Genomic DNA, 12,460 nt, shown 5'->3' with positions numbered 1-12,460 from the left:
TCCATCGAGGTCTGGAGGGCGCGACGGGCCTGCTCACGAGCCTCGTCGGCGGTCTCGGGCTGGGGCTTGGTCGGCATGGCGGTTCCCTTCCAGGGCAGGCACGCGTCGACGACGCGGCACACGTGGGTGTTCCTGCTGCACGCCCCGCCAGCGGCCGGGGGTGACCGGCTCGGCTGGCCCGGGCAGCGTGGACCCGGGTCGGTTCGACCCTGGAGGGAGGCGGTGTCCGGTGGGAACCACCGCCAGCGGGCGACGCCAGCAGAACGCGCCGACCCTCACCCAAGTTATCGTTAAGTTCCACATGTTGCCCGCGCTTCCCAGAACGTGGGCACGGTCAGCGGGCGAAGAAGTGCCAGCCGATCCACCACCAGAAGCCGAACAGACCGATCCGCCCGACCGGCACCGAGCCGACCTCGTACTGCATGACGTACGCGCAGACGTCGCCGAAGGACGGCACCCGCGAGCCCTCCCGGCGGGCCGCCCACTCGACCACGGCGAACAGCACCAGCGAGACCAGGAAGCCGCCGATGGCCAGGGTCCGCATCATCGCCGCACCAACCCCCAGAACGCCGCCAGCCAGGCGAACCAGGCCGCCGACCGGACCAGTGAGTCCTCCAGCAGGGGATCGGCCAGGCGGGAGAAGGTGGGGAAGTCGTCCCCGGCCGCCATGACGAAGGTGGCCCCCTCGAACACCCCGAAGACCACCACCGGCAGCACCCACCAGATCGCGCCGGAGCGCAACCGCTCCGGCGCGGGGCGACGCGGCACCCGGTGGCTCAGCCCGAGCCAGACCAGCACCCCGCCGGTGCCGATGGTGTAGAGGTTCGCCGACGTCGAGAAGGAGGGCAACTGGCCGCCCACCAGGGACAGGATGGCCAGTACGGGCACGACGACCACCGGACGGTCCCAGACCCGGGGTGCCTCGGCGGCGATCTCGTGGGGCTGCTCCATGCCGCGATTGTCTCCCTCCGTCACGGAGCGCGGAAAGGCCGACACTCCTCGCGGTCAGTTCCGCTCCACCGCCTGGATCAACGCCGGGTCCAGTTCGGCCCGGATCCGGGCCACCACGTCCTGCGCCGTACCCCGCCCGGTGAACCCGGCCGCGAATCGGTGCCCCCCGCCGCCCAGCGCCACCGCGACCCGGCTGACGTCCACCGCGCCCTTGCTACGCAGGGAGACCGCCCAACCGTCCTCGGCGATCTGCTTGAGCACGCCGCTGACGTCCGCCTCGGCGGTGCACCGTACCGAGTCGATCAACGGCTCCAGGACGTACGGCCGCTGGTCGTGCCGGGCCAGGTCGGCCAGGGTGGCGTAGGTCCAGACGAAGCCGTGGCCACCGGCCGCCGCCGGCTCCAGCCGGGTCCGGCCGAGCACGTCGCCGTAGAGGCGGACCGCGCCGAAGGGCCGGGTGTCGAAGATCCGCCGGGAGATCTCCCCCGGCCGGATGCCGGTGGCGAGCAGCCGGGCCGCCATCCGGTGCACGTCCGCAGTGGTGGCGTCGAAGCGGAACGAACCGGTGTCGGTGGCCAGTGCGACGTACAGGCACTCGGCGATCTCCGCGTCGAGCGGCACGTCGAGGCGGGTCAGCAGTTCCTCGGCGACCACCGAGGTCGCCGCGGCCTGCGGATCGACCAGGTGGATGTCGCCGAAACCGGTGTTCGAGGCGTGGTGGTCGAGGACCACCGCCGGGGCCGCGACGGCCAGCCGGTCGACCAGGTCACCCAGGCGTGACTCGCTGGCCGCGTCGAAGCAGAGGACCAGGTCCGGGTCGGGGTACGCCTCGGCGGCCGGCACCAGCAGGTCGAGACCGGGCAGGTCCCGGAACGGCTCGGGCACCTCCGGTGGACCGGGGAAGGTCGCCTGCACCCCGCCAAGCCCGAGCCGGCGCAGCCCCAGCGCGAAGCCGAGCATGCTGCCCAGCGCGTCCCCGTCCGGATTGACGTGACAGATCAGCAACACCCGGGAGTCCGGAGTGAGCCGCCGCAGCGCGTCGACGGCGGCGGCCCAGTCGGCGGCGGCCGGCCCGGACGGCGGCACCGACGGTTCCCCGACGAGCACGCCACCGGTCGAGGAGCCCGGAGCGTCGGTCACCGCCGTTCCCGGGCGGCCGACGGCACGTCGTCGGCCTCGTCGGACTCGGTGTCGTCCTCATCGGACTCGTCGTCGACCCGGTACGGCTGGGCCTCCCCGGCGTACTCCGCCCCGGCGGCTCTCCGCTGCACCTCGGCGTCGGCGCTGCGGGCCTGGGCGAGCAGGTCGTCGATGTGCTTGACGTGGTCCTGGACGTTGTCCAGGACGAAGGTCAGGGTCGGCGAGTGCCGCAGCCCGAGCGCCTTGCCGACCGTGCTGCGCAGCATGCCCTTGGCGCTCTCCAGCGCGGCGGCGGTGCCGGCCTGCTCGGCGGCGTCCCCGAGCACGGTGTAGAAGACCGTGGCGTCCCGCAGGTCGGCGGTGATCCGGGCATCGGTGATAGTGATCATGCCGAGGCGGGGATCCTTGATCTGGCTCCGCACCACCGACGCGACCAGTTCACGCACCCGTTCGGCGTGCCGGCGTACCTTGGCCGGATCCGTCATCTCCGCCACCTCCACGGCATCGACGTCCCGGTCCGGACCGGGGCGCGGACGCCACCGGTTGACCGGACCGGCCAACAATTCGAACATTACCCGCGCGACCATACGCGTCACGCCGGAGCACCGGCGGCCCCGGCCGCCGGTGTCCACCGTCAGTCGTCCGCGCCGTGGAGGCGTCGGCGGACCGACAGCAGTTCCACCTCCGGGCGGCCCGCCACCAGGCGCTCGCACGAGTCGAGCACCTCGCGGACGTGTCCCGCCTCCGCGGCCACCACGGCCACGGCTATCTCGGCCCGACCGTGCAGGTCGAGCGCTCCCACCTCGGCGGCCGACACCTCGAAGCGACGCAACGCCGCCACGATCGGCCGTACATATGATCTCTTGGTCTTGAGCGACCGGGAATCACCCGGCAGCAGCAGGTCGAAGACCGCGGTTCCGGTGAACATCGCCTCGGACGATACCCGCCCACCCGCCCCCATGATCAAGGGGTTTACGCCGGTCCGGCGTAAACCCCTTGATCGGGTGTCCCGAGCGTCAGCTACGGGCCTTCTCGCGCATCTCGAAGGTCTCGATGATGTCGCCGACCTGGACGTTGTTGTAACCACCCAGGGTCAGACCACACTCGAAGCCCTCGCGCACCTCGGTAGCGTCGTCCTTGAACCGCTTGAGCGAGCTGATCGTGAGGTTGTCCGCCACGACCGCGCCGTCGCGCAGCAGCCGCGCCTTGGCGTTCCGCCGCATGATGCCCGACCTGACGATGCAACCGGAGATGTTGCCGACCTTGGACGAACGGAACACGTCGCGGATCTCCGCGGTGCCCAGCTCGACCTCCTCGTACTCCGGCTTGAGCAGGCCCTTGAGCGCCGCCTCGATCTCCTCGATGGCCTGGTAGATGACGGTGTAGTACCGGATCTCCACGCCCTCGCGGTCGGCGATCTCACGGACCTTGTTGGCGGCCCGCACGTTGAAGCCGATGATCGTGACCGCCTCGGACGAGGCGCTCGCGAGCATGACGTCGCTCTCGGTGATCGCGCCCACGCCCCGGTGGATGATCCGAAGCTGGACCTCCTCCGGGATGTCGAGGTTGAACAGCGCGTCCTCGAGGGCCTCCACGGAACCGGAGACGTCGCCCTTGAGCACCAGGTTGAGCGAGGTCTTCTCGCCCTCCTTGAGCTGCTCCATGAGCGTCTCGAGGGTGGCCCGGCCACGGGAGTTGGCGAAGGACGCCGCCCGCCGCCGTGCCTGCCGCTGCTCGGCGATCTGCCGAACGGTGCGGTCGTCCTCGGCGGCCAGGAAGGTGTCACCCGCACCCGGCACCGCGGTCAGACCGAGCACCAGGACCGGACGGGCCGGACCGGCCTCGGCGACCTGGTTGCCGTTCTCGTCGAGCATCGCCCGGACCCGGCCGTGCGCCCCACCGGCGACGATCGAGTCGCCCGCCCGCAGGGTGCCCTTCTGCACCAGCACGGTCGCCACCGCACCACGGCCCTTGTCGAGGTGTGCCTCGATCGCCACACCCTGTGCCGGCCCGTCGATCGGCGCGGTCAGCGTCAGCGACGCGTCGGCGGTCAGCAGGACGGCCTCGAGCAGTTCCTCGATGCCGATACCCGGCTTGGCCGCCACGTTGACGAACATCGTGTCGCCGCCGTACTCCTCGGCGACCAGGCCGTACTCGGTCAGCTGCTGGCGGACCTTGTCCGGGTTCGCCTCCGGCTTGTCGACCTTGTTGACCGCGACCACGATCGGCACGTCCGCCGCCTTGGCGTGGTTGAGCGCCTCGATCGTCTGCGGCATCACGCCGTCGTCGGCCGCGACCACCAGCACCACGATGTCGGTGACCTGGGCACCACGGGCACGCATGGCGGTGAACGCCTCGTGACCCGGGGTGTCGATGAAGGTCACCGCCCGGTCCTCGCCCTCGTGCGGGACGTGGACCTGGTAGGCACCGATGTGCTGGGTGATGCCACCCGCCTCGCCGGCCACCACGTTCGCCTTGCGGATCGCGTCGAGCAGCTTGGTCTTACCGTGGTCGACGTGACCCATGACGGTCACCACCGGCGCACGGGTGACCAGGCGGTCCTCCGCGACCTCCGCGTCGAGGTCGATGTTGAACTGCGCGAGCAGCTCGCGGTCCTCGTCCTCCGGGCTGACGATCTGCACGTTGAAGCCGAGGTGCTCACCCAGCAGCAGCAGGGTGTCGTCGGAGCAGGACTGGGTCGCGGTGACCATCTCGCCCAGGTTGAACATCTCCTGGACCAGCGAACCCGGGTTGGCGTTGATCCGGTCGGCGAAGTCCGACAGCGAGGCCCCACGGGAGAGCCGGACGACCTGACCCTGACCCCGGGGCGCGCCCGAGCTCATGGTCGGAGCCGACAGGTTGTCGAACTCCTGTCTGCGCTGCTTCTTGGACTTGCGACCACGGGTCGGCCGGCCACCCGGACGCCCGAAGGCACCCGCGGCGCCGCCGCCACGGCCACGACCGCCGCCACCGGGGCGACCGCCGCCACCGGCCGGCGCACCGGGACGGAACCCGCCACCGGCACCGGCACCACCGCCGCCACCACCGGGACCACCGCGGAAGCCACCGCCACCGCCGCCGCCACCGGGACCACCGCGGAAGCCACCGCCACCGCCGCCGCCACCGGGACCACCGCGGAAGCCACCGCCACCGCCGCCACCACCGGGACGGCCCGCGCCGCCGCCGGGACGACCCGCACCCGGGCCACCGCCCGGACGACCGGGACGCTGGCTCGGCATGGAGGCCGGGCTGGGCCGGGGCGGCATGGAGGCCGGACTCGGCCGCGGCGGCATCGAGGCCGGGCTGGGCCGGGGCCCACCGGCGCTGTTCGCCGGCGGCCGGGCCTGGCCGCCACCCTGGATACCGAACGGGTTGTTGCCCGCGCCACGGGCCGGCGGACGACCGCCGGGGCCGGGACGCCCCGGAGCCGGCGTGCCGGTACGACCGGCGGCCGGTGAACCCGGGCGGGGCGGCATCGCGCCCGGACCCGGCCGAGGACCGGGACGGGTGGTGCCGTCCGTCGGGGGCTCCCGGCGGACGTTGTCACGCTGCTGCTGCCGGGCGGCCTGCGCGGCCTTGACCGCGGCCTCCTGGTCAGCCTTCAGCTGGGCCGCACGCGCCTCGGCGGCGGCGACCTCGATGTCGTGGGCACTCGCCGGCTTGGCGACCGGGGTCGCCGAGGGCGGCGGGCCGGGGATCGGTCCCTTCGGCTTCGGACCGGGCACCGCCGGCCGCCGGGGCGGCATCGGCTTGGCCGAGATCCGGGGTTCGCCGGGGACCGGCGGCGGGGTCGGGGTGGGCCTCGGGGCCGGACTCGGGGTGGCCGCCGCCGGAGCGGACGGCGCCGAGCTCTCGGCCGACGCGACGAATGCGCCCCGCAGTCGTCGGGCGACGGGCGCCTCGACGGTGCTGGACGCGGACTTCACGAACTCGCCCATTTCCTTCAGCTTGGCGAGAACTGTCTTACTCTCGACCCCGAGCTCCTTAGCCAGCTCGTGTACGCGGGCCTTACCTGCCACTGCACTCCTCACTCCGAGGTCGTGCGGGCAGCACCCGCAGCGACCTCACTCCTGCACTTGAAGCCTGGTCATTTCAGGGACTTCATCGTGTGCTCATGTCGGTCGTCCTACCTTGCTAGCGACTCCCGTCCGGTCGGGCTGACCGGACGTGAAGCTTGGCGCATCGACGTACTTCGCCAGTTCGCCATGATCGGGAACCCCGGCGACCCGCAACGCACGCCCGAAGGCGCGGCGTCGCACCGCCTGCGCGAAGCAGACCGGATCTGGGTGCAGGTTCGCCCCTCGACCCGGCAGCCTGCGGGCCGGATCGGGTCGGAGGCTGTGACCAGCCTCGTCGCCAACCGCGACGATCCGCAGGAGTTCGCTGGCCGGCGCCCGTTTCCGGCAACCCACACAGGTGCGCTCCGGCTGCGCGCGTCGTACCACTGAGAAAGTCTACCCCTAGCTGCTCGAGATCGCTCCGCCCGGCTCCGGGACGTGATCAGCACCGCGCCGCCCGGCCGGGGCCGACTGCTCGGCGTCGGACCGAATGTCGATCCGCCAACCGGTCAGGCGGGCAGCAAGCCGGGCATTCTGCCCCTCCCGCCCGATCGCCAGCGAGAGCTGGAAGTCGGGCACGGTGACCCGGGCCGTCCGGGTGGCCAGGTCGACCACCTCGACCCGGAGCGCCTTGGCCGGCGACAACGCGTTGCCCACGAAAGTCGCCGGGTCATCCGACCAGTCGATGATGTCGATCTTTTCGCCGTGCAGTTCGCTCATGACCGCGCGGACCCGCTGCCCCATCGGGCCGATGCAGGCGCCCTTGGCGTTGACCCCGGGCACGGTGGAGCGGACCGCGATCTTCGTACGGTGACCTGCCTCACGCGCGATGGCGCTGATCTCGACGGTGCCGTCGGCGATCTCCGGCACCTCCAGGGCGAAGAGCTTCTTCACCAGCGCCGGGTGGGACCGGGAGAGGGTGATCTGCGGTCCCCGCATGCCCTTGGCCACGTGCACCACCACGCAGCGGATCCGCTCACCGTGGTTGTACCGCTCGCCGGGCACCTGCTCGGACTGGGGCAGGACGCCCTCCAGCTTGCCCAGGTCGACGCTGACGATGCCCTTCTCGGAGCGGGCCTCGTGCGCCTGGACCACGCCGGTGACCAGGTCACCGTCGCGCCCCACGTACTCGCCGAAGTGCACCTCGTCGGTGGCCTCCCGCAGCCGCTGGAGAATGACCTGCTTGGCGGTCATCGCGGCGATCCGACCGAAGTCGTGCGGGGTGTCGTCGAACTCCCGGACCACGGTGCCGTCGGGGTCCAACTCCTGGGCGTACACCAGGGCCTGACCGGTCTTGCGGTCGATCTCCACCCGGGCGTGCGACTGGGCACCCTCGGTGTGCCGGTACGCGGTCAGCAGCGCGGTCTCGATCGCCGCGAGGATCGTGTCGAACGGGATCTCCCGCTCGCGCTCCAGTGCGCGCAGCGCCGCGAGGTCGATGTTCACCTCTCCTCGTCCTCCACATCATCTTCGTCGTCGATGTCGTCGATGTCGTCGCCGGCTTCGCCGGCCTCGTCGGTGGCGTCGAACTCGTCCGCCTCGTCGATCTCGTCGAGGCGGTTGAACTCGACCTGCACCCGGCCGGGGCCGAGTTCGGCGTAGGTCCACTCCACGTGCTCGCCGTCCACGTCGAGCACCACACGCTCGCTGTCCGCCTCGAGCACCCGGCCGGTGACCTGGCCGTCCCCGGGCTGCCCGGCGCGCTGTTCCGGCACGGCCGCCCGGGCGGTCACCCGCACCAGCCGGCCGACGTTGCGGCGCCAGTGGCGGGGCAGGGTGAGCGGGCGGTCCACGCCCGGCGAACTCACCTCGAGCTGGTACTCCCCCGCGACGATGTCGCCGCTCGCCTCCTCCGCCGCGTCCAGCGCCGAGGAGACCGCCCGGGAGACGTCGGCCACCGCGTCCAGGCTGACGCCCCGGTCACCGTCGACGATCACCCGGACGACGTGCCGGCGTCCGGCCCGCGAGACGGAGAGGTCCTCCAGGTCGTACCCGGCGGCGACCACCACCGGCTCGATCACGGCCCGCAGCCGGGACCGGCGGGCGGCGAGATCCCCGCGCGGCGCACCGGTGGGACGGGGTCTCCCCGTCGGCCTGGTGGCACGGCCACGCTGCGTCATCTCGCGCACCCCTCTCAGCTCGACGGCACCCGGTCGGGCAGCCACGGCGGCACGCCACCGGCGCGTTTCGCCGCCGGTGGCTGCGCAGAGCGTAACGCGCCGTCGGCCGGACCGGCCGGGCGGCGCACCGACGCCGTTGCCCGCGAACGGTAGCGGATGGTGTTGACTTGTCCGGTGGGGATTCGCAGAGCGACACAGCGCGACGGAACGGTCGGATATTCCCGGCGAAAGGTACTGCGTACCGGCGCCCTCCTGGCCCTCGGCGGAGCCACCGCCCCGATGGCCGGCTGCGGACTCCTCGACCGGGACGACCCTCCGCCACCGCCCGACCCGCTGACCCCCCTGGTCGACGGCGCGCTCGCCCTGGAGGGCCGGTACCGGGCCGCGATCGGTGCCGACCCGGCGCTCGCCGACCGGCTCACCCCGATCGCCGACGCGCACCGGGCCCACGCCACCGAGCTGGCCGCGGCGATCGGGGTGGCACTCCCCTCGCCCAGCCCGTCCGCGCCGGCCGGCGCTCCCACCGGGAACGCCGCCACCGTCCTCGCCGAGCTGCGCACGGCCGAGGAGCGCGGACGCGCGGAGGCCGCGACGTTCTGCGCGCAGGCCCCGGCCGACCGGGCCGCCCTGGTTGGGTCGATCGCCGCGGCGCGCGCCACGCACGTGGAGGTGCTGCGGTGACCGCCGCCGAGGCGCTCGGCGCCGCGCTGACCGCCGAGTACGCGGCGATCTTCGCGTACGGGCCGATCGGGGTACGACTCACCGACGCCGCCCGGCGGGCCGCCCGCGAGGCGGAGGCCGCGCACCGACGCCGCCGTGACGACCTGGTGCTGCGGCTGAGCACCGGTAGCGGCACCGTCCCGGCCGACCGGGCCGGCTACGCGCTGCCCTACCCGGTCACCGACACCGCGAGCGCGCTGCGGCTGGCGGTCGAGGTGGAGGAACGCACCGCCGCGTACTGGCGGGCGGCGCTGGCGGCCACCACCGGCGCGGAACGCGCCCTGGCCCTGGCCGCGCTGACCGACTGCGCGCTGCGGGCGACCCGCTGGCGACGCACCGCCGGCGTGACGCCGTCCACCGTCCCGTTCCCCGGCCGCACCTCCTGACCCGGCCGTCCCGGCGGTCCCGAACGGTCGCACCTCCTGACCCGGCCGTTCCGGCGGTCCCGAACGACCCGGCGGGCCCGGCCGTCCCGGCTGCCCCGGCGGGCCCGGCCGTCCCTGCTGACACGGACGGCGCCGGCCGGCAGACTGGGAGGCGTGTCCGTACTGGGAACCCTCGCCCGTCGTCTCGGGCACCGGCGCTGGTTCGCCGCGGCCGGTCGCCTGCTGGTCCCCGCCGACCGGCTGGTCGGGCGACTCACCCGGGGCCGGGTGGTCGCCCTCGGGCTGATCCCGTCCCTGGTGATCACCACCACCGGCCGCCGCTCCGGCAAACCGCGCAGCAACCCGCTGGTGTACGTACTGGACGGGGACGCGTACGTGGTGGTCGGGTCGAACTGGGGACAGCCGAGTCAGCCGGCCTGGGCGCTGAACCTGCGCGCCGAACCGACCGCCGAGGTGACCCTCCGGGGACGCCGGATCCCGGTGCGGGCCGAGCTGACCACCGGGGCGGAACGGGAGCGGCTCTGGCGGCTCCTGGTGACCGAGTGGCCGGCCTACCGCACGTACGCGCAGCGGGCCGGCGACCGGGAGATCCCCGTCTTCCGGCTCGTCCCCACGGGCGCGGCGGGAACCGGCGGCGTCGCCCCCGCCGACTAGGGTGGGCCGGGACCGCGACGCACGCAGCGAGGTGATGGGCGGGTGGACCCGTACGACGACCCCCGATGGCGGGTGGCGGAACGGGTGGCCGCCGCGCTGACCCGCCGGTTCCCCGCCGACGTGCTCGCCGTGGCGGTGCACGGCCCGCTCGCGCACACCGACGACGACGGTGGCGGGACGGGTGAGGTGGGCCTGCTGGTGGCGACCTACCGGCCCGACTCCGGTCCCCGGTCGACCAGCCGCCGGGTGGACGGAGTGCTGGTGGAGCTGACCGTCACCGGGTCGGAGGAGTACGTGCGCGAGGCGCGGACCCTCTCGCCCCGATGGCCGCTGACCGCCGACCGGTACGTCACCACCCGGGCGCTGCACGACCCGACCGGCTGGCTGCCGAAGCTGCGCGACGAGCACCTGGGCCGGCTGGCCCGGGCCCGGCCGGCCGAGTTCAGCGCCGCCGCCCGACAGGCCTGGTACCGGGGTTCGGCGGCACACGGCCGGGCCGCCCGGCTGGCCGAGTGGTACGAGACCGACCAGGCGCTGCTCATGCTCGCCGAGGCACGGCTCGCCGCGGCCACCGTGTCCGGGCTGCTGAGCCGGACGTACTTCCGGGACGCAGGGGACGCGGTGCGGCGTACCGGCCTCGCCGGGGCGGACATGACCGAGGTCGGGGCGGTGCTGCGGCGACAGGCCGGCGAGCTGGCCGCCCGGGGACGTCCGGTGGACGGCACCGTCGACGACCTGCTCGACGGCTGACCACCCACCCGCAGGTCAGCCGATCCCGCCCTGGACGCCGATCAGCGCCCCGATCAGGTACGTCGCGACGGCCGCCGCCGCACCGAGGAGGAGCTGCCGCAGTCCGCTGGTCCACCAGGGCCGGTCGGTGAACCGGGCGACGACGGCCCCGGCGACGAAGAGCCCTGCCCCGCCCACCGCGAGGGCCAGCCAGAGGCTGGTGAACCCGAGCAGGTAGGTCAGGAGCGGGACCAACGCCCCGACCGAGAAGAAGACGAACGACGAGAACGCCGCCGTCCACGGGCTCGGCTGGTCGTCCGGGTCGACACCCAACTCCTCCCGGACGTGCACCCGCAACGCCTCCTCCGGGTTGCGGCGGATCGCCTCGGCGACCTCCCGGGCCAGGTCGTACGGGAGCCCTCGGGCGGCCCACGCGTCGGCCAGCTCCCGCGCCTCCGCCTCGGGGTGCCGCTCCAGCTCCCGGCGCTCCTTGGCGACCTCGGCGGCGACCTGCTCGTTGGCGGAGCGGACGCTGGTGTACTCGCCGAGCCCCATGGAGATCGCTCCGGCGACCAGCCCGGCGGTGCCGGTGAGCACGACGGTCCGGGGCGAGACGCCGCCACCGCCCACGCCCGCGATCAGGGCGATGTTGGTGACCAGGCCGTCCATCGCGCCGAAGACCGCCGGACGCAGCCAGCCGCCGGAGACGTCCGCGTGGTGCCCCTCCCGCAGTGCCGCCGGTGTGTCGGTCACGGCAGGGTCAGGATCTCGTGCCCGGTCTCGGTGACCACGATGGTGTGCTCGAACTGGGCCGTCCACCTGCGGTCCTTGGTGACCACGGTCCAGCCGTCGTCCCACATGTCGTACTGGTGGGTGCCGAGGGTGATCATCGGCTCGATGGTGAAGGTCATCCCGGGCTCCATCACGTCGGTGGGGCGCGGGCTGTCGTAGTGCGGCACGTACAGGCCGCTGTGGAAGGCCTCGCCGATGCCGTGGCCGGTGAAGTCGCGGACGACGCCGTAGCCGAAGCGCTTGGCGTACGACTCGATGACCCGGCCGATGACGTTGATCTGCCGTCCGGGCGCGACCGCGCGGATGCCGCGCATCATCGCCTCGTGGGTCCGCTCCACCAGCAGCCGGGCCTCCTCGCCGACCTCGCCGACGCCGAAGGTGGCGTTGGTGTCCCCGTGCACCCCGCCGATGTACGCGGTGACGTCGACGTTGACGATGTCGCCGTCGTGCAGCTCCGTGGAGTCCGGGATCCCGTGGCAGATCACCTCGTTGAGGCTGGTGCAGCAGGACTTGGGGAAGCCCCGGTAGCTCAGGGTGGACGGGTAGGCGCCCTGGTCGACGAGGAACTCGTGGACCACCCGGTCGATCTCGTCGGTGGTCACGCCGGGCTTGCCCTGCTCACCGGCGAGCTGCACCGCCCGCGCGGCGATCCGCCCGGCGACACGCATCCGCTCGACGGTCTCCGGGGTCTGCACGTGCGAGCCGCGCCACTCCTGGGGGCGCTTCTTGCCCACGTACTCCGGGCGGCGGATGTGCGACGGCACCGCTCGCCACGGAGAGAGCGTGCCTGGGGTCAACGGCGCACGGACGGTCATCCGTCAAGCCTATCGCCGCCTTCTGGGAGCCGACACGCAGCGGCCTGCGGACCCGGCACGCAGCGGGCCGTGCCCCGGGCGGCTGTTGCCCGCAC

Annotated in this window: 15 protein-coding genes; 4 read left to right on the top strand and 11 right to left on the bottom strand. The window is 73.3% G+C overall.

The features are described 5' to 3' along the window. Positions 1-334 precede the first annotated feature (334 nt). From ACIBJE_RS00750 to rimP, 9 genes are all read right to left on the bottom strand, one after another. Entirely contained in the window at positions 335-544 is a 210-nt protein-coding gene (locus ACIBJE_RS00750; RefSeq protein WP_172900360.1) for a DUF6186 family protein, read from the bottom strand. Further along, a complete protein-coding gene (locus ACIBJE_RS00745) occupies positions 544-951 on the bottom strand; it encodes a hypothetical protein (protein ID WP_396741330.1) in 408 nt (135 codons plus the stop codon). The genes ACIBJE_RS00750 and ACIBJE_RS00745 overlap by 1 nt, the downstream gene beginning before the upstream one ends. A gap of 54 nt (positions 952-1,005) precedes the next feature. After that, a complete protein-coding gene (locus tag ACIBJE_RS00740) occupies positions 1,006-2,037 on the bottom strand; it encodes a bifunctional oligoribonuclease/PAP phosphatase NrnA (protein WP_396742202.1) in 1,032 nt (343 codons plus the stop codon). A gap of 50 nt (positions 2,038-2,087) precedes the next feature. Further along, entirely contained in the window at positions 2,088-2,576 is a 489-nt protein-coding gene (gene rbfA, locus ACIBJE_RS00735; protein WP_396742200.1) for a 30S ribosome-binding factor RbfA, read from the bottom strand. 149 nt (positions 2,577-2,725) lie between these two features. After that, positions 2,726-3,019, bottom strand: coding sequence for a DUF503 domain-containing protein (locus ACIBJE_RS00730; protein ID WP_396741328.1), 294 nt, complete (start codon positions 3,017-3,019; stop codon positions 2,726-2,728). 88 nt (positions 3,020-3,107) lie between these two features. Then, positions 3,108-6,110 (bottom strand): translation initiation factor IF-2, encoded by a 3,003-nt coding sequence (gene infB, locus ACIBJE_RS00725; protein WP_396741326.1) that lies wholly within the window; start codon positions 6,108-6,110, stop codon positions 3,108-3,110. A 93-nt stretch (positions 6,111-6,203) separates the two neighbouring features. After that, the gene (locus ACIBJE_RS00720; RefSeq protein WP_396741324.1) at positions 6,204-6,536 is read right to left on the bottom strand and encodes a YlxR family protein; all 333 of its coding nucleotides are present in this window, start codon (positions 6,534-6,536) and stop codon (positions 6,204-6,206) included. A gap of 15 nt (positions 6,537-6,551) precedes the next feature. Next, the gene (gene nusA, locus ACIBJE_RS00715; protein WP_396741322.1) at positions 6,552-7,595 is read right to left on the bottom strand and encodes a transcription termination factor NusA; all 1,044 of its coding nucleotides are present in this window, start codon (positions 7,593-7,595) and stop codon (positions 6,552-6,554) included. Next, complete coding sequence (gene rimP / locus ACIBJE_RS00710; RefSeq protein WP_396741320.1) at positions 7,592-8,269, bottom strand: ribosome maturation factor RimP; 678 nt, start codon at positions 8,267-8,269, stop codon at positions 7,592-7,594. Before rimP ends, nusA begins: the two co-directional genes overlap by 4 nt. Before the next feature lie 279 nt (positions 8,270-8,548). Between rimP and ACIBJE_RS00705 the strand changes: the two genes are divergently transcribed. The 4 genes from ACIBJE_RS00705 to ACIBJE_RS00690 all read left to right on the top strand — a co-directional run bounded on the left by ACIBJE_RS00705 (position 8,549) and on the right by ACIBJE_RS00690 (position 10,779). Then, a complete protein-coding gene (locus ACIBJE_RS00705; protein WP_396741318.1) occupies positions 8,549-8,950 on the top strand; it encodes a hypothetical protein in 402 nt (133 codons plus the stop codon). Then, positions 8,947-9,375, top strand: coding sequence for a DUF4439 domain-containing protein (locus ACIBJE_RS00700; RefSeq protein WP_396741316.1), 429 nt, complete (start codon positions 8,947-8,949; stop codon positions 9,373-9,375). The genes ACIBJE_RS00705 and ACIBJE_RS00700 overlap by 4 nt, the downstream gene beginning before the upstream one ends. 153 nt (positions 9,376-9,528) lie before the next feature. After that, complete coding sequence (locus ACIBJE_RS00695; protein WP_396741314.1) at positions 9,529-10,029, top strand: nitroreductase/quinone reductase family protein; 501 nt, start codon at positions 9,529-9,531, stop codon at positions 10,027-10,029. A 42-nt stretch (positions 10,030-10,071) separates the two neighbouring features. Further along, positions 10,072-10,779 (top strand): nucleotidyltransferase domain-containing protein, encoded by a 708-nt coding sequence (locus ACIBJE_RS00690; protein WP_396741312.1) that lies wholly within the window; start codon positions 10,072-10,074, stop codon positions 10,777-10,779. A 15-nt stretch (positions 10,780-10,794) separates the two neighbouring features. On the opposite strand, the gene ACIBJE_RS00685 is transcribed toward ACIBJE_RS00690, so the two are convergent. Together ACIBJE_RS00685 and map are read right to left on the bottom strand one after the other, a co-directional pair. Beyond that, positions 10,795-11,511, bottom strand: coding sequence for a VIT1/CCC1 transporter family protein (locus ACIBJE_RS00685; protein WP_396741310.1), 717 nt, complete (start codon positions 11,509-11,511; stop codon positions 10,795-10,797). After that, complete coding sequence (map, locus tag ACIBJE_RS00680; RefSeq protein ID WP_396741308.1) at positions 11,508-12,365, bottom strand: type I methionyl aminopeptidase; 858 nt, start codon at positions 12,363-12,365, stop codon at positions 11,508-11,510. Before map ends, ACIBJE_RS00685 begins: the two co-directional genes overlap by 4 nt. Positions 12,366-12,460 lie beyond the last annotated feature (95 nt).

This window comes from Micromonospora sp. NPDC050187, assembly GCF_044459745.1.
Taxonomy (GTDB): Bacteria; Actinomycetota; Actinomycetes; order Mycobacteriales; family Micromonosporaceae; genus Micromonospora.
This window is presented reverse-complemented; position numbering and strand designations above follow the sequence as displayed.